Source organism: Mannheimia varigena, from assembly GCF_013377235.1.
Lineage (GTDB): Bacteria > Pseudomonadota > Gammaproteobacteria > Enterobacterales > Pasteurellaceae > Mannheimia > Mannheimia varigena.
In genome coordinates, this window is the sequence record NZ_CP016226.1 from 170,721 (window position 1) to 190,208 (window position 19,488).

General features: G+C 42.5%; 13 protein-coding genes and 3 tRNA genes. 12 read left to right on the top strand and 4 right to left on the bottom strand.

Annotation, left to right across the window (positions count from 1 at the left end; translation table 11 throughout):
* Window positions 1–76 precede the first annotated feature (76 nt).
* From aceF to A6B40_RS00815, 12 genes are all read left to right on the top strand, one after another.
* Window positions 77–1,990, top strand: coding sequence for a pyruvate dehydrogenase complex dihydrolipoyllysine-residue acetyltransferase (aceF, locus tag A6B40_RS00760; protein WP_176671272.1), 1,914 nt, complete (start codon window positions 77–79; stop codon window positions 1,988–1,990).
* Between the two features lie 70 nt (window positions 1,991–2,060).
* Window positions 2,061–3,485: a dihydrolipoyl dehydrogenase gene (gene lpdA / locus A6B40_RS00765; RefSeq protein ID WP_025217121.1), complete on the top strand. Its 1,425-nt coding sequence runs from the start codon at window positions 2,061–2,063 to the stop codon at window positions 3,483–3,485.
* Between the two features lie 191 nt (window positions 3,486–3,676).
* A tRNA-Gly gene (locus tag A6B40_RS00770) sits at window positions 3,677–3,752 on the top strand.
* A gap of 14 nt (window positions 3,753–3,766) precedes the next feature.
* A tRNA-Cys gene (locus tag A6B40_RS00775) sits at window positions 3,767–3,840 on the top strand.
* Window positions 3,841–3,935: 95 nt separating this feature from the next.
* Entirely contained in the window at window positions 3,936–6,086 is a 2,151-nt protein-coding gene (locus A6B40_RS00780) for a transglycosylase SLT domain-containing protein (RefSeq protein ID WP_176671273.1), read from the top strand.
* 48 nt (window positions 6,087–6,134) lie between these two features.
* Window positions 6,135–6,211: transfer RNA gene (locus A6B40_RS00785), tRNA-Met, on the top strand.
* Window positions 6,212–6,439: 228 nt separating this feature from the next.
* Window positions 6,440–6,901 (top strand): ribosome maturation factor RimP, encoded by a 462-nt coding sequence (rimP, locus tag A6B40_RS00790; RefSeq protein ID WP_025217185.1) that lies wholly within the window; start codon window positions 6,440–6,442, stop codon window positions 6,899–6,901.
* A gap of 20 nt (window positions 6,902–6,921) precedes the next feature.
* A complete protein-coding gene (gene nusA / locus A6B40_RS00795; RefSeq protein ID WP_025217186.1) occupies window positions 6,922–8,418 on the top strand; it encodes a transcription termination factor NusA in 1,497 nt (498 codons plus the stop codon).
* A 22-nt stretch (window positions 8,419–8,440) separates the two neighbouring features.
* Window positions 8,441–10,987 carry a translation initiation factor IF-2 gene (infB, locus tag A6B40_RS00800; protein ID WP_176671274.1) on the top strand — a complete coding sequence of 849 codons (2,547 nt, stop codon included), beginning with the start codon at window positions 8,441–8,443 and terminating at the stop codon, window positions 10,985–10,987.
* A 110-nt stretch (window positions 10,988–11,097) separates the two neighbouring features.
* The gene (rbfA, locus tag A6B40_RS00805; RefSeq protein WP_025217188.1) at window positions 11,098–11,478 is read left to right on the top strand and encodes a 30S ribosome-binding factor RbfA; all 381 of its coding nucleotides are present in this window, start codon (window positions 11,098–11,100) and stop codon (window positions 11,476–11,478) included.
* A 2-nt stretch (window positions 11,479–11,480) separates the two neighbouring features.
* Window positions 11,481–12,404 (top strand): tRNA pseudouridine(55) synthase TruB, encoded by a 924-nt coding sequence (truB, locus tag A6B40_RS00810; RefSeq protein WP_176671275.1) that lies wholly within the window; start codon window positions 11,481–11,483, stop codon window positions 12,402–12,404.
* A gap of 2 nt (window positions 12,405–12,406) precedes the next feature.
* Window positions 12,407–13,492 (top strand): lytic murein transglycosylase, encoded by a 1,086-nt coding sequence (locus tag A6B40_RS00815; RefSeq protein WP_176671276.1) that lies wholly within the window; start codon window positions 12,407–12,409, stop codon window positions 13,490–13,492.
* A 31-nt stretch (window positions 13,493–13,523) separates the two neighbouring features.
* On the opposite strand, the gene tadA is transcribed toward A6B40_RS00815, so the two are convergent.
* The 4 genes from tadA to pnp all read right to left on the bottom strand — a co-directional run bounded on the left by tadA (window position 13,524) and on the right by pnp (window position 19,353).
* Entirely contained in the window at window positions 13,524–14,045 is a 522-nt protein-coding gene (gene tadA, locus A6B40_RS00820) for a tRNA adenosine(34) deaminase TadA (protein WP_176671277.1), read from the bottom strand.
* A gap of 81 nt (window positions 14,046–14,126) precedes the next feature.
* Entirely contained in the window at window positions 14,127–15,956 is a 1,830-nt protein-coding gene (locus A6B40_RS00825) for a DEAD/DEAH box helicase (RefSeq protein WP_176671278.1), read from the bottom strand.
* A gap of 240 nt (window positions 15,957–16,196) precedes the next feature.
* On the bottom strand, window positions 16,197–17,120 hold the full coding sequence (gene nlpI, locus A6B40_RS00830) for a lipoprotein NlpI (protein ID WP_025217193.1): 924 nt from the start codon (window positions 17,118–17,120) through the stop codon (window positions 16,197–16,199).
* A gap of 82 nt (window positions 17,121–17,202) precedes the next feature.
* Complete coding sequence (gene pnp, locus A6B40_RS00835; RefSeq protein ID WP_176671279.1) at window positions 17,203–19,353, bottom strand: polyribonucleotide nucleotidyltransferase; 2,151 nt, start codon at window positions 19,351–19,353, stop codon at window positions 17,203–17,205.
* Between the last annotated feature and the right edge of the window lie 135 nt (window positions 19,354–19,488).

Genomic DNA, 19,488 nt, shown 5'->3' on the forward strand with positions numbered 1-19,488 from the left:
ACGCTACGTTTGGCGTCCATTACAAGCGGTTAAAAATCGCAAATTTTTTGCAAATTAGGAAAAAGAAGGAATAAAAATGGCAAAACAAATTAATATCCCTGATATCGGTGGCGATGAAGTTACCGTAACAGAAGTAATGGTTAAAGTAGGCGATACCGTAAGTGCAGATCAATCTGTTATCAACGTAGAGGGCGATAAAGCTTCTATGGAAGTTCCAGCTCCAGAGGCGGGTGTGGTAAAAGCGGTATTAGTGAAAGTGGGCGATAAAGTGACCACTGGCACACCAATGTTAGAATTAGAAAGTGCAGACTCAGCTCCAGCTCCACAAGCGGCAGCTCCGGTTTCAGCTCCAGCACCTGCTGTAACAGCTTCAGCTATCGTTGAAGTGAACGTGCCAGATATCGGCGGCGATGAAGTGAATGTGACGGAAATTATGGTGAAAGTGGGCGATTCTGTTGAAGTGGATCAATCTATCATCAACGTAGAAGGCGACAAAGCTTCAATGGAAGTACCGGCTCCGGTTGCAGGCGTGGTTAAAGAGATCTTAATCAATGTGGGTGATAAAGTATCAACCGGTAAATTGATTATGAAATTTGAAACGGCTTCAGCAGCACCGGCACAATCTGCACCAGCTGCAGAAGTAGCTTCAGCTCCAGCTCAAGCAGCGGCTCCGGCAATCAAAGAGGTTAACGTACCAGACATCGGCGGCGATGAAGTAAACGTAACCGAAATTATGGTGAAAGTGGGCGACACCGTTGCTGAAGAGCAATCGTTAATCACCGTTGAGGGCGACAAGGCTTCAATGGAAGTGCCGGCTCCGTTTGCAGGTGTAGTGAAAGAAATTTTAGTGAAATCTGGTGATAAAGTATCAACCGGTTCATTAATTATGAAATTTGAAGTTGCAGGTGCAGCACCGGCTCCGGTTGCAGCAGCTCCTGCTCAATCTGCTCCAGCTCCGCAAGCGGCTGCACCAGCTCCAGCTCCAGCTGCGGCACCAGCAGGTCAAAACCAATCAGGCTTAAGCCAAGAACAAGTGGTTTCAGCGGCAGGTTACGCACACGCAACCCCGGTGATCCGCCGTTTAGCTCGTGAATTTGGCGTAAACTTAGACAAAGTGAAAGGTTCTGGTCGCAAAGGTCGTATCGTTAAAGAAGATATCCAAGCCTATGTGAAAACAGCAGTTCAAGTCTTTGAAAAACAAGGCGGAGCATCAGCTGCAAGCAATGGCGTGGCGAACGGGGCAGGCTTAGGCTTATTACCATGGCCGAAAGTTGACTTCAGCAAATTTGGTGAAGTGGAAGAAGTTGAATTGAGCCGTATCAATAAGATTTCTGGTGCGAACTTACACCGCAACTGGGTGATGATTCCACACGTTACTCACTTCGACCGTACCGACATTACCGAGTTAGAAAACTTCCGTAAAGATCAAAACAAAGAAGCGGAAAAACGTAAATTAGACGTGAAGATCACGCCAGTAGTATTTATTATGAAAGCGGTGGCAAGTGCATTAGAAGCCTTCCCACGTTTCAATAGCTCAATTTCTGAAGATGGTCAAAAACTGACATTGAAGAAATACGTGAACATCGGCGTGGCTGTAGATACACCAAATGGCTTAGTGGTTCCAGTATTCAAAAACGTGAACAAGAAAGGCATTATCGAGCTTTCTCGTGAATTGATGGAAGTATCGAAAAAAGCGCGTGAAGGTAAATTAACCGCTGCAGATATGCAAGGTGGCTGCTTCACGATTTCAAGCCTTGGCGGTATCGGTACAACGCACTTCACCCCAATCGTGAATGCACCGGAAGTGGCGATTTTAGGCGTATCTAAATCTGAAATGCAACCGATTTGGAACGGCAAAGAGTTTACTCCACGCTTAATGCTTCCATTGTCATTATCCTTCGACCACCGAGTAATTGACGGTGCGGACGGTGCAAGATTCTTATCTTACATCAATGGTGTATTAGCGGACATTCGCCGTTTAGTAATGTAATTTTAACAAGCGGTTGTTTTTGTAAAAAATTTTGCAAAATCGACCGCTTGTATAACAAATTGAGGCAAATATGAGCAAAGAAATCAAAACCCAAGTCGTGGTACTTGGTGCAGGTCCGGCAGGTTATTCTGCGGCATTCCGTTGTGCAGACTTAGGCTTAGAAACTGTTATCGTTGAGCGTTATTCAACCTTAGGTGGTGTCTGCTTAAATGTAGGTTGTATTCCATCTAAAGCGTTATTACACGTGGCAAAAGTGATCGAAGAAGCTAAACACGCCGTGCATAACGGTGTTACCTTTGGCGAGCCGACTATCGATTTAGACCAAGTGCGTGCAGGTAAAGAAGCTGTGGTTTCAAAATTAACTGGTGGTTTAGCAGGCATGGCGAAAGCACGTAAAGTGCAAGTGGTTGAAGGTGAAGCAACATTCACTGGCCCGAACACTTTAGTCGCTCGTGATCGTGATGGCAACCCAACTACCGTGACTTTCGATAACGCCATTATTGCAGCAGGTTCACGCCCAATTCAATTACCATTTATTCCACACGAAGATCCACGTGTTTGGGATTCAACAGATGCCCTTAAATTAAAAGAAGTTCCGAAAAAATTGTTAATTATGGGCGGTGGTATCATCGGTTTAGAGATGGGTACGGTTTACAATGCGTTAGGTTCAGAAGTGGAAGTGGTGGAAATGTTCGACCAAGTGATTCCGGCTGCGGACAAAGACATTGTGGCGATTTACACCAAACAGATCGAGAAAAAATTCAAGTTAATGCTTGAAACCAAAGTGACTAAAGTTGAAGCGAAAGATGACGGTATCTACGTTTCAATGGAAGGCAAAGCGTGTAACGACACTAAACGTTACGATGCCGTATTAGTGGCAATCGGTCGTGTACCAAACGGTAAATTGATCGATGCAGGTAAAGCAGGCGTACACGTTGATGAGCGTGGTTTCATCCCTGTTGATAAACAACTTCGCACTAACGTACCACACATCTTTGCTATCGGTGACATCGTTGGTCAGCCAATGTTAGCACACAAAGGTGTTCACGAAGGTCACGTTGCGGCAGAAGTGATCGCAGGACAAAAACACTACTTCGATCCGAAAGTCATCCCATCAATCGCTTACACTGAGCCGGAAGTGGCTTGGGTCGGTAAAACTGAGAAAGAGTGTAAGCAAGAAGGCTTAAACTACGAAGTAGCGAAATTCCCTTGGGCAGCTTCAGGTCGTGCGATTGCATCTGAATGTTCAGAAGGTATGACCAAGTTAATCTTTGACAAAGACACTCACCGTGTGTTAGGTGGTGCGATTGTAGGTAGCAACGGTGGTGAATTATTAGGCGAAATCGGCTTGGCAATCGAAATGGGTTGTGATGCAGAAGATATCGCATTAACTATTCACGCTCACCCAACGCTACACGAATCAGTTGGTTTAGCGGCGGAAGTGTTTGAAGGTTCGATTACTGACTTACCAAACCCAAAAGCGAAAAAACGTTAATATGCGCTGAGTGATACAAGCGGTTGAAATTTGTAAAAATCTTACAAAAATCAACCGCTTGTCTATTTTTAAATCTAAAACAATGCGTTATGATTTTTTTTTCAGCACTTGATGAGAGAGTGTTAAATTTGTCATTGACATAAAACGATAAATCCGTAAAATGCACATTGTTCCTTACGGAATACTCAAATGCGGGAATAGCTCAGTTGGTAGAGCACGACCTTGCCAAGGTCGGGGTCGCGAGTTCGAGCCTCGTTTCCCGCTCCAATTTCTCTTCAAACGGCGTGTTAGCAAAGCGGTTATGCACTGGATTGCAAATCCATGTAGCTCGGTTCGACTCCGGGACACGCCTCCATTAAGTCTTCTATTTTACTCAATATTTTCTTGAAATACTCATATTGAACTTTATTTGCCTTTTTCTGCCTAAAACCCATGATTAAGGAGAAATTTATGTGGAAGAAAACATTGCTTACTGTATTTTTAGCAAGCCAATATACATTTGCTGCAGGAACAGGGAAAGAGCTATCAAAAAGCTATACTGAAACAGAATTAAAAAAATTAAAAAATGATTGGTTGAATATTTATCAGAAAGAGTTGCAGCACGCAGAAAATTTACGTTTAAAGCAGAGAGAAAATTTCCAGCAAATTAATTATTTGGTCGATGTGGCAGTCAGCCAGAAGCATTTATCAGTCGCAACAGTACAGGTTATTCAGCGTTTATTAGCAACTTTATCGGGCTATCCGTTAGAAATGGACGCAGAATGGAAGTTGTTAAATGCTAAAATGATTTTGAAACAAGCCACAGTAAGCGAAGTTAAAGCATTTATTTCAAAATATCCGGATTCTTTGTATCAAAAACAGTTGCAGAACTTTATGTTTGAACAGCTCTATCGTGAGCAAAAATTTGAAGAATTAGTAGAGTATGCAATAGTTGTGAAGCCAACACAGTTAGCGGATCAATGCCGTCTGTTTTCAGCACGTTATGAAATAGCCGCAACTAAAGCTCAGATTAATCCTGCGGTAGAACAAAAAGTGGAAAATGCAGACTTATCGGCACTACTGAAAGAGTTTGATGTTTTTTGGCTTGCTAATTCTAAATTAACCTCTGATTGTGCGAATTTAGAAAGTTATTGGCGGGATCAGGGTTTCAAGACAGATGAGAAAGTGCGTCTGAAAGCGGTCGAATTAGTTAAACAAAATGCAAATGCGGAGATTACAAATTTAGCAATTAATGCAACGGATGAAAATTTGAAAGCGTGGCTCAGTTCAGTTGAAAAAGTAGTGAGTAATCCGAAAGAATTGCAAAATTTTATTGAAAATCAACCGCTTGATTCATCGTTTAACGCAGAAAATAAAGCAATTATTGTGGAATTATTGCCAAAATATATCCGCACCCAGCCAGAGAAACTAGATAATCCAACCTTTGAGCAATATCAATTATGGGCTGAGAAATATCAATTCAATGAAGATGAACTTAAAGTATTAAAATCCAATTTTATCAGCCGGCATTTTGATAATGAAGAGCCAACATTCCAACTCTGGCGTGATGAACAGATTAAAGCCTTAGGCGTTGATAATTTATTAGAACGCAGATTGCGTATGGCAATTTGGCAAAAAACAGATTTAAATGAATGGCTGCAATCACTCTCTCAAGAGGCTAAAGGGAAAGTAGAATGGCGTTACTGGACGGCTAAAATCGAAAAAAATGAAGCTAAGCGTAAAGCAATATTTGAGGAGTTAGCCAAAGAACGAGGGTTCTACCCAATGTTGGCTGCTCAACAATTAGGGGCTGCTTATCGATTCCCTATTATTGAAGTGGCAGATTTGACTCAGGCTCAACGTGAATTGTATGAAAAGCAATTTGAGCGTATTCAAGAATTGCGTGAACTTGGGTTAATCGATCAAGCTAAGCGAGTTTGGATTAATTTAATCAATAATGTAAAACCTGAAAAGGGGGAGAGTTCGTCTCTCAAAACGCAGCTTGCTATTATTAAATATGCAAAAGAGCAAAATTGGTATGATTTAGCAGTGGAGGGGACAATCCAGATAAAAGCCTTTGATAATATTGACTTACGTTTGCCGAATGCGTATTCCGATTGGTTTGAGTTGAATTTGCAAGATAAGAAAATCAGTAAATCTTTTGCTCAAGCCATTGCACGCCAAGAAAGTGCTTGGAATCCACAAGCTCAATCACACGCGAATGCGAGAGGGTTAATGCAGATGTTGCCGGCAACAGCAGAAAAAACAGCTAAAGATAATAATTTATCTTTCAAGGGCGAACGGGATCTATTCAGACCGTTCAATAATATTATGCTGGGTACAACACATTTAATGGAGCTAAATGAAAAATATCCAAACAACCGCATTTTGATATCATCAGCGTATAATGCAGGTGTTGGGCGTGTAGAGCAGTGGCTGAATCGTAGCAAAGGAACATTAGAAATGGACGAGTTTATTGCAAGTATTCCATTTTATGAAACCAGGGGCTATGTGCAGAATGTGTTAGCGTATGACTATTACTATCAAATCCTTTATGGTGATAGGACATCTAAAAATGGGTTAAAAATGTTCTATCAAGAGGAATTAGAGAGAAAATATTAAAAAACGCTTGCATTTTTAGCTTAGAAGTCTATAATGCACTACATCAGACGCGGGGTGGAGCAGCTTGGTAGCTCGTCGGGCTCATAACCCGAAGGTCGTTGGTTCAAATCCAGCCCCCGCAACCAGTTTTAAGCTCACAGCTTTGGTTAAAGTTGTGAGTTTTGTTTTATATGATGTTTTAAAATTAATTTTGCAAAAAAATGAGTAAAAAATAGCCATTTGGTTGCTACATCATAAAAACAAACCGCTTAAAGCCCCACGGTTTCCCGTCTGGGGTTTTTTTACGGAAATTGGTACAGTAATTAACGTATCAAAGCTGGTTTATCCGGCTTTTTTTATATTTGGAGATTGATTTGGCAACCTTAGAACAAAAATTAGAAGACTTAGTGCTGGATTCTATTGAAGCATTAGGCTTTGAATTAGTTGGCATTGAATGTCAACGAGCGGGACGTTTTTTAACGGTTCGCTTATATATTGATAAAGAAGGCGGTGTAACCATTGATGATTGCAGCGATGTGAGCCGTCAAGTCAGTGCGATTTTTGATGTTGAAGACCCGATTACAGATAAATATAACCTAGAAGTTTCTTCACCGGGTTTAGATAGACCGCTATTCACGATTGCTCATTATGAACGTTTCATTGGGCGTGATGTAGTTATTCATTTGCGTATTCCAATGTTCGACCGCCGTAAATGGCAAGGTCAAATCAAAGCAGTTGAAGGCGATTTTATTACCCTAACCGTAGATAACGAAGACCGTCAATTCGCATTTGGCAACATTCAAAAAGCAAATTTAGTTCCCGTTTTTAATTTTTAAGATGAAGGCAAACTGACAAAATGAGTAAAGAGATTTTATTAGCTGCAGAAGCAGTATCAAACGAAAAGCAATTACCAAAAGAAGCGATTTTTGAAGCATTGGAAACTGCGCTAACCATTGCAACTAAAAAAAGCCGTGATTTAGACATTGACGTGCGTGTTGTTGTAGATCGCAAAACAGGTGATTTCCAAACATTTCGCCGCTGGGCAGTAGTTGAAAGCGTAAATAATATGACGCGTGAAATCAGCTTAGAAGCTGCTCAGTTTGAAGATCCAAATGTACAATTGGGTGATTTTATTGAAGATGAAGTTGAATCTATTGAATTTGGCCGTGTAGCAATTCAAACTTTCGGTCAGGTTGTGAAAACCAAAATCCGCGAAGCGGAAAAAACCAAAATTATTGATGAATTTCGTTCAGATTTAGGCAAAATTATTATGGCTACTGTTAAGAAAGTAACTCGTGATAATATTTTCCTTGAATTAGCGGGCAAAACCGAAGATATCAAAGGTGAAGCGGTGATCGTGCGCGAAGATATGATTCCGCGTGAAAACTTCCGCCCAGGCGACCGTGTACGTGGTGTGTTATATGAGATCAAACCTGAATCAAAAGGTCCTCAACTGTTTGTTACCCGTGCAAAACCAGTGATGCTTGAAGAGTTATTTAAACTTGAAGTGCCTGAAATTGGCGAAGGGGTGATTGAGATCAAAGGCTCTGCTCGTGATGCAGGTTCTCGTGCGAAAATTGCAGTGAAAACACACGACAAGCGTATTGACCCAGTAGGTGCTTGCGTGGGTATGCGCGGAGCTCGAGTTCAAGCAATTAGTAATGAGCTTGGTGGCGAGCGTGTCGATATCGTACTTTGGGACGAAAACCCAGCACAATTTGTGATCAACGCAATGGCTCCTGCAGATGTCAGCTCAATTGTGATCAACGATGAGGCTCACTCAATGGACATCGCTGTTGAGAGCAAAAACTTGGCCCAAGCGATTGGCCGTAACGGTCAAAACGTGCGTTTAGCGACTCAACTAACTGGTTGGGCATTAAATGTGATGACTAATGAAGAATTAACGCAGAAAAATGCGGAAGAAGACGGTAAAGTAATCAATTTATTAACCTCTGCGTTGGAAATTGATGAAGAATTTGCTCAAGTATTGATTGAAGAAGGCTTCACTTCATTAGAGGCGATTGCTTATGTACCAGTTGATGCTTTAACGGCAATTGATGGCTTAGAAGATGAAGACTTAGTTGAAGAGCTACAATCTCGTGCAAAAAATGCGATCACTAAAAAAGCCTTAGAGGAAGAAGAGGCATTAAAATCGGCTCATATTGAAGAGAGATTATTAATGCTTGAAGGGATAGATCGTCATATCGCATTCAAATTAGCGGAAAAACAGATTACAACTCTTGAAGAACTTGCAGAACAAGGCGTTGATGATTTGGCTGATATTGAAGAGCTATCAGAAGAAAAAGCGGGTGAGTTAATTATGGCTGCACGTCAAATTTGTTGGTTCAACTAAGCTAAGCAAAGAGGATAAAAAAATGACTGAAGAGAAAAAAACACTTTCGCTTGGCGGTGCTCGCAAAGCGAGTAAAGTGAATACGACAACCACTAGCGGCAAAGTAAAAGCGGTGGAAGTGATCGAGAAAAAACCAAAAATTGATGCAAAAGCGTTGCAAGAAAAGGCTGCTAAAGAAGCTGCTGCAGCAAAAGTGAAAGCAGAAAAAGAAGCTGCAGAAAAATTAGCAAAAGAAAAAGCGGAAGCTGAAGCGAAAGAGAAAGCAGCAAAAGAAGAAGCTGCAAAAAAAGCCGCAGAATCGACCGCTAGTAAAGTTCCAACAGTGCCTGTAATGCCAAATGCTAAAGCGAAAGAGACGAAAGCGCAGGCTCCAGCTCAACCAAAACAGGAAAAAGCGTTAGATCCTGAAAAAGAGGCAAAACGCAAAGAAGAAGCGGAATTACGCCGTAAGCAAGAAGAGTTAGCTCAACAAAAAGCAGAAATGGAAGCCAAGCGTGCCGCTGAAAATGCTCGCCGTTTAGCCGAAATTGAACGTGAAGAAACGAACGAAAACGGCAACGAAGATTTTGAAGATGAGCGTTTTACTTCAAGCTATGCTCGTGAAGCGGATCGTGATAACGATCGTCGTAGCGAGGGTGGTCGTGGTCGTAGCGGTAAGAGCAATGTAGCGAAAGCGAAGAAAGGCGGTCGTGAAGATGATAAAAACGAACGCAGTGCAGATCGCCGCAACCAAAAAGAAGTGAAAGGCAAAGGTAAGCATGGTAAGAAAGGCGGCGCATTACAACAAGCCTTTACAAAACCGGTTCAAGTCGTGAAAGCGGATGTTGTGATTGGTGAAACCATTACCGTTGCAGAACTTGCTAACAAAATGGCTGTGAAAGCAACCGAAATCATCAAAATGATGATGAAAATGGGCGAAATGGTGACGATCAACCAAGTAATCGACCAAGAAACCGCACAATTAGTGGCAGAAGAGTTAGGTCACAAAGTGATTCTGCGTAAAGAAAATGAATTGGAAGAAGCGGTATTAGAAGACCGTGATATCCACGCTGAAAAAGTAACTCGTGCACCGGTTGTGACCATTATGGGACACGTTGACCACGGTAAAACTTCATTACTTGACTACATTCGTAAAGCGAAGGTAGCTGCAGGCGAGGCGGGTGGTATTACTCAGCACATCGGTGCATACCACGTTGAAACCGATGACGGTAAGATGATTACCTTCTTGGATACTCCAGGGCACGCCGCATTTACCTCAATGCGTGCTCGTGGTGCGAAAGCAACGGATATCGTAGTACTTGTAGTTGCTGCAGACGATGGCGTAATGCCACAAACTATCGAGGCTATCCAGCACGCGAAAGCGGCAGGAGCTCCGTTAGTAGTTGCAGTGAACAAAATTGATAAACCGGAAGCTAACCCAGATCGTGTGGAGCAAGAATTATTGCAACATGAGGTGATTTCAGAGAAATTTGGTGGTGATGTGCAATTCGTACCGGTTTCTGCGAAAAAAGGGATGGGTATCGATGATTTATTAGAAGCGATTATCCTACAATCTGAAGTGCTTGAATTAACAGCAGTGAAAGAAGGTATGGCAAGTGGTGTGGTGATCGAATCTTACTTAGATAAAGGTCGTGGCCCGGTAGCAACCATTCTTGTTCAATCAGGTACGTTAAATAAAGGCGACATCGTGCTTTGTGGTTTTGAGTACGGTCGTGTGCGTGCAATGCGTGACGAAAACGGTAAAGAAATTGAGTCTGCCGGTCCATCAATTCCGGTTGAGGTATTAGGTCTTTCAGGCGTGCCGGCTGCCGGTGATGAAGCAACCGTGGTGCGTGATGAGAAGAAAGCCCGTGAAGTCGCGTTATACCGTCAAGGTAAATTCCGTGAAGTGAAACTGGCTCGTCAGCAAAAAGCGAAATTAGAAAATATGTTCAGCAATATGGCGGCAGGTGATGTGGCAGAGTTGAACATTATCGTGAAAGCAGACGTACAAGGTTCTGTCGAGGCGATCAGTCAATCGTTAATGGAACTTTCAACCGACGAAGTGAAAGTGAAAATTGTCGGTTCTGGCGTGGGTGGTATCACCGAAACAGATGCAACCTTAGCTGCAGCGTCTAATGCGATTATGGTCGGCTTTAACGTGCGTGCGGATGCATCAGCTCGCCGTGTGATTGAGTCAGAAAACATCGACTTACGCTACTACTCAATCATTTACGAACTATTAAATGACGTGAAAGCGGCAATGAGCGGTATGTTACAGCCTGAGTTCAAACAAGAAATCATCGGCTTGGCAGAAGTGCGTGATGTGTTCCGTCACCCGAAATTTGGTGCGATCGCAGGTTGTATGGTCACGGAAGGGGTGGTGAAGCGTAACAACCCAATCCGTGTTTTACGTGATAACGTGGTAATCTTTGAAGGCGAGTTGGAATCTCTCCGCCGCTTCAAAGATGACGTAAGCGAAGTGCGTAATGGTATGGAATGTGGTATCGGCGTGAAAAACTACAACGATGTAAAAGTCGGTGACCAAATCGAAGTCTTTGAAATTGTTGAAATTAAGCGTTCGATCTAATCATCAACAAGCGGTCTGATTTTGCAAAATATTTGTAAAAATTGACCGCTTGCATAATAACGGCACACGTGTTTGCACGGGTGCCTTTCCGCTATTATAGGAAATAGAAAATGTCCAGAGAATTTAAACGTAGCGATCGTGTGGCTCAAGAGCTACAAAAAGAGGTTGCGGTGATTTTACAGCGAGAGGTGAAAGATCCTCGTATCGGGATGGTAACGGTGTCTGATGTGGAAGTGTCAAGAGATTTAGCTTACGCCAAAATCTTCGTGACTTTCTTGTTTGATAACGATCCTGAAGCTATCGAATTGGGAATGAAAGGCTTAGAAAAAGCAAGCCCTTATATTCGCTCTTTAGTCGGCAAAGCAATGCGTTTGCGTATCGTGCCGGAATTGCGTTTTATTTATGATGAATCCTTAGTCGAAGGGATGCGTATGTCAAACCTTGTGTCTAATGTGATTAAAAACGACGAAGCAAAACACAAAGAGGACTAATTGTGTCGAGACCTCGTAAGCGTGGCCGTGATATTCACGGCGTTTTCTTATTAGACAAGCCTGAGGGCGTGTCGTCCAACGACATTATGCAAAAAGTCAAACGCCTATTCCAAGCGAATAAAGCTGGGCATACCGGGGCATTAGATCCGCTTGCTACCGGAATGTTACCGATCTGCTTGGGTGAAGCGACAAAATTCTCGCAATTTTTGCTGGATTCTGACAAACGCTATTTGGTGACAGCAAAGTTAGGCGAAAGAACAGACACCTCTGATGCCGAAGGGCAAGTAGTGGAAACTCGAGCGGTGAATGTGACAGAAAGCGATATTCTGGCTCGTTTAGATCTGTTCCGTGGCGATATTTTGCAAGTGCCGACAATGTTTTCAGCGTTAAAACATAATGGCAAACCTTTGTATGAATATGCCCGAGCTGGGATTGCCGTGGAGAGAGAAGCTCGCCCAATCACTATTTTTGATCTGAAGTTCATTGAATACCAAGCTCCATTTTTGACACTCGAAGTGCATTGTTCCAAAGGGACTTATATCCGCACGCTCGTTGATGATTTAGGCGAAGCTCTTGGCTGTGGGGCTCACGTCATAATGCTCCGTAGAACAGCGATGTCGAGCTACCCAACAGACGAGATGATGTCGATTGAAGATTTACAGCTTTTAGCGGAAAGTTTCCCAACTAAAGCCTTAGAACGCCTGTTACTGCCAATGGATACCGCAGTGTCAAATTTAGCAAAAATAAACTTGACTGCCGAGCAAACCAAAGCGGTTGGCTTTGGTCAAAGAGTGAAGTTTGACAACGAAAATCAGGTTTACGGTTTGGTGCGTCTATTTTCCGATAGTGATCAATTCCTCGGTGTGGCTGAGATCACGGAAGATAATGTGATTCGCCCGAATCGAATGGTAAATTTAACGGAATAAAAATGAAATTGAAAAAAGTTGTGCTTTCACTAGCGGTCATTTTTTTGGCAAGTTGTGCAAATGAGCAAGGGAGTTATTCCAAGCTAGATTTGGAGGCAAAATATACAAAATCTCGCTCAATCGGCCATTTCAATGATTATGTGAATTTTCTGAAGCAAAAAGCGGCAGGGGCAGGCGTTTCGGCGAAAACCTTAAATGAACAGAAATTCATTAATTACAATGCCAGAGCAGTGCAGTTAGATCAGCAACAAGCTGCTCGTAAGCGTGATCCGAACTTACCGTCGCCACCGCCAAATCCAAACGGTGTGACGAACTACTTAAACAAAGTGCTTACCCAAGCAAAAGTGGATCAAGCCGCAGAACGTTGGTATGAATATAGTGCAGAGCTAACCCGAGCCAGCCACAAATACGGTGTGCAAAAAGAGTATATTTTGGCACTGTGGGGAATGGAAAGCAGCTTTGGGCGTAATCAAGGCGATTTTGATGTGCTTTCTGTATTAGCTACACTCGCCTTTGACGGACGCCGTGAAAAGCTCTTTACCAAAGAGTTTGTTAATGCAATGAAAATGCTGGATGACGGTACAATCAAACGCTATGAGTTGCTCGGCTCTTGGGCGGGCGCAATGGGGCAAACCCAATTTATGCCAACGTCTTACTTAACCTATGCGGCTGACGGCGATTCAGACGGCAAAAAAGATATTTGGAATAACGAAGCGGACGCTTTTGCTTCTATCGCTAACTATCTTTCTACCGTAGGTTGGGATAAAAATTTACCTTGGGGCGTGGAAGTAAAATTGGATTCACCAATGGATTTAAGCTTTGCCGGTATTGAGCTAAACAAAGCTAAAACCGTAGCCCAATGGCAAGCTCTAGGTGTTTATTTAGCCTACCCGAACGGACAGGAAACTACCAAACTGGCTCAGTTAAACGGTCAGAAAGTATGGCTAATCCGTCCGGATAAAGAGGCGGGCAGAGCATTCTTAGTATCCAATAATTTCCGCACCTTAATGGACTGGAACAGATCAAATAACTTCGGCATTAGTATTGGTAAATTCACCGATAGAATTTCATCCGCGGTCGGTCAATAGTCGATATAAAAAGAGTAAAGCATAGGAAATCCTATGCTTTTTTCATTTCTGCTTTTTGCTGGCGGCGGCGTTTGAAAAAATCGCTGATTTTTTGGCTGCACTCTTTGCCCAGCACATTGCCTTGAATTTCTAAAAAGTGATTCATTTTATAATCTTCAAACAGGTGATAGCGAGATCCGACTGCTCCGGTTTTGTAATCGCTTGCTCCGAAAACTAATCTTCCAATTCGGCTATGTAAAATCGCCCCAGCACACATTGGGCAAGGCTCAAGTGTGACATAAAGAGTGCAATCAAGCAGGCGATAATTACCTAGCCGTTGCCCTGCTTGGCGAATGGCTTGCATTTCAGCGTGGGCGGTAGGGTCGGAAAGCTCAATGGTTTGATTCCAGCCTTTACCGATAATGTTGAGATCTTTATCCACCAGCACGGCACCGACAGGGATTTCCCCTTTTGCTTCAGCCAGATCGGCAAGGTCTAATGCATATTGTATAAAGGCAATATCTTGTTCGGAAATTTCGGTGGAGCAGGAAATTTGGTTAGGTTTGATAAACATAGTTGCAAAAAAGTATAGAAAAAAGACCGCTTGTAAGAGGTTATGATCTAAAAATGCCCCATCAATGGGGCATTTATTTAATTAGTCACGGCGACCACGTTTTTCACCAAAGCGTTTTTCTTTAAAACCGCCTTTGCGATCTTTACCGAAACCGCCATCACGGCGTCCGCCACGGTCGTTTCTGTCATTACGGCGTTCAGCACTACGGCGACCACGAGATTCAAACGGTTGGTCGTTTCCGCCATTTACCGGCCCTAACAACGACATTTGCATCTGTTTATTCAACACACGGGCTTTTTGAGCGAAGTGTTGCACTAAGTGATTCGGCATACCTTGTGGTAATTCGATGGTAGAGTAAGTATCGTGCAATTTGATATGCCCGATATAGCGGCTGCTGATGTCGCCTTCGTTAGCGATGGCTCCCACGATATGACGCACTTCCACACCATCTTCACGACCAAGTTCGATACGGTATAAATCCATCGCCACACCGTTGTTATCACGATGCTCACGACCATTGCGACGGTCATTTCTGTCACCGTTTCTGTCATTGCGATCACGACCACGCTCTGAACGAGCCGCACGCACAACCGGATCTGGTGGAAGAATCAATTTTTGTTTCTCTTGCAATAACATCATCATTGCTGCCGCTAACTCTTCGTGATCTTGGTCTGCAGTGAATAAATCTTCCAACAACTCACGGTATTTCTCTAAATCGTGATGCTCTAACTGTTTAGAAATACGAGCTTTGAATTTCTCACGGCGTTTTTCCATTAACACTTCATGGTTTGGAATTGAAACTTCAACAATCGGTTTTTTGATGAGGTTTTCAATATTACGCAGTAAGCGGCGTTCACGAGGCTCAACGAATAATAATGCACGACCTGAACGACCGGCACGACCGGTACGACCGATACGGTGAACGTAAGATTCTTCTTCAAGCGGAATGTCATAGTTAATTACTAGGCTGATACGTTCGATGTCGATACCACGAGCAGCTACGTCTGTTGCCACTAAAATATCTAAACGACCTGAGCGTAATTTTTCTAAAGTTTGCTCACGAGCTTGTTGGGTCATATCGCCGTTGAGGGCTGCCGTGCGGTAGCCATTACGTTCGCACAATTCGGTAATATCAATGGTGCCGGTTTTGGTGCGGGTAAAGATGATAGCCGCATCGAACTCTTCCACTTCTAAGAAACGTAATAACGCGTCATTTTTACGGAAGCCGTTTACTAACCAGTAGCTTTGTTCGATATCTGGGGCAGAGCGTTCAGTAGCCTTGATTTTCACCTCTTGCGGATCTTTCATAAAGCGGCGGGTAATGCGGCGAATCGGCTCCGGCATTGTCGCAGAGAAGAGAGCCGTTTGGTGATCTTCCGGCAATTCTGCCATTACGGTTTCCACATCATCAATAAAGCCCATACGCAACATTTCATCAGCTTCGTCTAATACGATACATTTAAGCTCGGATAAATCTAAAGTGCCACGACGAATGTGGTCAAGAATACGGCCTGGTGTACCCACAACTACTTGCGAGCCTTGTTTTAAGGCACGAAGTTGGATGTCGTAACGCTGACCACCGTAAACAGTAACCACACGAATGCCTTTCATATTTTTGGCGAATTGTTCGCAAGCGTCTGCCACTTGGATGGCTAATTCACGGGTTGGAGCCATTACCAACATTTGCGGGTGGCGTTGAGCCGGGTCGATTTGAGCGAGTAACGGCAAAGAGAAAGCGGCTGTTTTTCCGCTACCGGTTTGTGCCATACCTAACACATCACGACCGGCTAATAAATGCGGAATACACTCTTGTTGAATAGGCGATGGGTTCACAAAGCCCATATCAGTTACAGCATCAAGGATTGATTGAGGAAGACCTAAGTCGGCGAAAGTTAAAGATTCAGTTGTCATAAAAAACCATTAAATTGAGAAAACCAAACGCAGAAAATAGGGTTATTTTCCGTTGGTTTCTAATGAAAAATATATTGTTGCCTAGTGTATAGGAAGAAAAAGAAATTTAGGAAGAGATATGAAATAAAGCGAAATCAACGCTTAACTACTTTAGAGGTATAACTCTAAGCCCCTGAGTATAAGCGGTCAATTTTGCAAATTTTTTTGCAATTTCAACCGCTTGTATTGTCCTAATGTTCCCTATTCTTTATCAACAATGGGAGATGTTTGAGTCATACCACGAATTTGTGATAGTTCAAACAGGGCAAAACGATACTCAACGAAGTTAAACACTTGATTTGCTAAAGCAAGGCGGAAAAGGCTGATTGCCTCATCTTTATGATCTAATTTGAGTTGTTGTTTTGCTAAATAGAAATACGTTTCTGTCAGTATTTCTGCATATTGTGAGCTATTTTCTTTAGCTTCACTATCCATTATAGCACGAAGTTGAGCTAAATTTAGCTTGCCTAAAAAATAATTTACAATATTTGTTCCCCAATAATCAGGAGAAAGGGCATTAGCTCTTTTTTGTAAATTATTTTTAGCCTCTGTTGGCGTAAGTTCCAGCTCATTAAAATAGAGCCATAACACGCGATAAGGGTCTTTTTTATCTTCTTCGTAAAAACGTAATAAATCACGCTGAGATTCGGAGTAGCGACCACTATAGTAGAATGCCAATCCACGGTTTAGATAGGTATAGCTATATTCATTATCTAGCTCTAACACAGCATTAAAGGCATCAATGGAACTATCATAATCGCCTTCTAGCAGAAGATATAATCCCATATAGTTATAAGCTGCTGCCATTCGTTGGTTAATCGAAATCGCTTGGGCAAAGTCATAACGAGCTAAAGACCATAATCCTAAACTATCGTAAATAACCCCTCTCTCAAAATAGAGATCGGCTTGTTCAGTTGGCGTTAATGGAGCTTCTTCCAATACTTGACTAAGCCTTACCATCATCGCTTCTTGTTCAAAACGAAGTTGAGGATTAAGTTCTGCTAATGCTAAGTTCTTTATAGAGACTAAATCAGAATAACGACCTGTACATCCTGTTAGCACTAAAACAGAAATTAAATTAAGTAAAAAGAAACGGATTCGAAACAACTTAAACAGTTGTGCCATCACTGAATATCCTTATTAAGGAACACTAAAAAACTGAATAACGGACAATATAAAGTCCGTTATTCACCTTTATAATTCAGAACTAAATATTCTCTTGTTCTGTTGCTACAACCTCTTCAGATACAGTTTCTTCTGCATTCACTTCTGAATTTGTGTTGTTAAGATCTTTCATTGTTAAGCGGATGCGACCTTGACGGTCGATTTCTACCACCTTCACTTGTACCTCTTGACCAACTTGTAGGTAATCCGCTACACGCTCTACACGCTCGTTAGTAATTTGTGAAATGTGAACTAAGCCCTCTTTACCGCCTAGGATTGACACAAATGCACCGAAATCAACAACACGGGTTACTTTACCGTTGTAGATTTGGTTTACTTCCACTTCTGCTACAATTTCTTCGATACGAGCCATTACTGCTTTCGCTGCGTTGCCGTCAGTTGCGGCAATTTTCACTGTACCGTCATCATCAATATCAATTGAAGTATTGGTTTCTTCGGTTAATGCACGGATAGTTGCACCACCTTTACCAATCACATCTTTGATTTTCTTCGGATCGATCTTCATCGTGTGAATACGTGGAGCGTAGTCAGAAATATCTGAACGTGGAGCAGGAATTGCTTGTTCCATTACGCTTAAAATGTGCATACGAGCACCTTTTGCTTGGTTTAACGCAATTTGCATAATTTCAGGCGTGATACCTTCAATTTTAATATCCATTTGTAGTGCCGTAACACCATTGCGAGTACCGGCTACTTTGAAGTCCATATCGCCTAAGTGGTCTTCATCACCTAAGATATCTGAAAGAACCACGAATTTATCATCTTCTTTCACTAAGCCCATTGCGATACCTGCAACAGCTGCTTTAATTGGCACGCCTGCGTCCATTAACGCCAGTGATGCACCACAAACAGATGCCATTGAAGATGAACCGTTTGATTCAGTAATTTCTGAAACTACACGTACTACATACGGGAACTCTTCCGCCGTTGGCATTACCGCTAACACACCACGTTTTGCTAAACGACCGTGACCGATTTCACGGCGTTTTGGCGAGCCGATACGGCCGGTTTCTCCCACAGAATATGGAGGGAAATTGTAGTGGAATAAGAAACGGTCTGATTTTTCGCCCGTTAATTCATCAATGATTTGAGCATCACGCTCTGTACCTAAAGTGGCCACCGCTAACGCTTGAGTTTCGCCACGAGTGAAGATTGCAGAACCGTGAGTACGAGGTAATACACCAGTGCAAATATCTAACGCACGAACAGTATCCACAGTACGACCGTCAATACGAGGTTCACCTGCGATGATACGGCTACGAACGATTGAGCTTTCTAGCGAAGTAATAATATCAACGATTGCACCCTCAGATACGGTTTCATCTTCTGCTGTTAGGGTTGCGATCACTTCTGCTTTAATCGCATCAATTTGCTCATAACGAGCTTGTTTTTCAGTAATGCGGTAAGCATCACCGATACGAGCTTCAGCTAAGGCTTTCACTTTGTTGATCAAATCAGTATTTGGAGCCGGTGCAGTCCAATCCCAACGTGGTTTGCCCGCTTCTTTTACGAACTCTTTAATGTTCTCAATTACCACTTGTTGTTGCTGATGACCGAACACTACCGCAGAAAGCATTTGCTCTTCAGTTAAAATATCCGCCTCAGATTCCACCATTAATACGGCTTTATCAGTACCTGCAACCACTAAATCTAAACGACTGATTTTTTGTTCTGAAGTGGTTGGGTTTAATACGAATTGATCGTTAATGAAACCAACACGAGCTGCACCGATTGGGCCGTTAAATGGCACGCCTGATAATGATAATGCTGCTGAAGCACCAATCATTGCCACTAAGTCTGGGCTGATTTGTGGGTTTACCGATACGACGGTTGCAATTACTTGAATTTCATTAAAGAAACCTTCTGGGAATAATGGGCGAACAGGGCGGTCGATAAGTCGTGCCACTAAAGTTTCGCCTTCAGATGGACGACCTTCACGTTTGAAGAAACCACCCGGGATGCGACCTGCCGCGTAAGTACGCTCTTGGTAATCTACTGTTAATGGGAAGAAATCTTGACCTTCTTTCACATCTTTTTTTGCCACAACGGTAACAAATACGGTTGTATCGTCCATACTTGCCATTACTGCCGCCGTTGCTTGGCGTGCGATAGCACCTGTTTCTAATGTTACGGTATGCTGACCGTATTTAAATTGTTTAACAATTGGAGTCATTCTGTTTTCCTTTTAAGAATTTACTATTATTTTCGTTTTATTTTTCTAAATTGCGACTAGCAAAAAAACTCTCAAACACTAAAAGAATTTTTGATAGCCGCCTCTCAATGTAAAAAATAAAACTTGTCTATTGTA

Bases quoted from the DNA above. Each gene is read 5' to 3' on its own strand.
- A6B40_RS00815 (WP_176671276.1), top strand. From the start codon at position 12,407: ATGAAATTGAAAAAAGTTGTGCTTTCACTAGCGGTCATTTTTTTGGCA.
- lpdA (WP_025217121.1), top strand. From the start codon at position 2,061: ATGAGCAAAGAAATCAAAACCCAAGTCGTGGTACTTGGTGCAGGTCCG.
- nusA (WP_025217186.1), top strand. From the start codon at position 6,922: ATGAGTAAAGAGATTTTATTAGCTGCAGAAGCAGTATCAAACGAAAAG.
- infB (WP_176671274.1), top strand. From the start codon at position 8,441: ATGACTGAAGAGAAAAAAACACTTTCGCTTGGCGGTGCTCGCAAAGCG.
- rbfA (WP_025217188.1), top strand. From the start codon at position 11,098: ATGTCCAGAGAATTTAAACGTAGCGATCGTGTGGCTCAAGAGCTACAA.
- A6B40_RS00825 (WP_176671278.1), bottom strand. From the start codon at position 15,956: ATGACAACTGAATCTTTAACTTTCGCCGACTTAGGTCTTCCTCAATCA.
- aceF (WP_176671272.1), top strand. From the start codon at position 77: ATGGCAAAACAAATTAATATCCCTGATATCGGTGGCGATGAAGTTACC.
- A6B40_RS00780 (WP_176671273.1), top strand. From the start codon at position 3,936: ATGTGGAAGAAAACATTGCTTACTGTATTTTTAGCAAGCCAATATACA.
- pnp (WP_176671279.1), bottom strand. From the start codon at position 19,353: ATGACTCCAATTGTTAAACAATTTAAATACGGTCAGCATACCGTAACA.
- nlpI (WP_025217193.1), bottom strand. From the start codon at position 17,120: ATGGCACAACTGTTTAAGTTGTTTCGAATCCGTTTCTTTTTACTTAAT.
- tadA (WP_176671277.1), bottom strand. From the start codon at position 14,045: ATGTTTATCAAACCTAACCAAATTTCCTGCTCCACCGAAATTTCCGAA.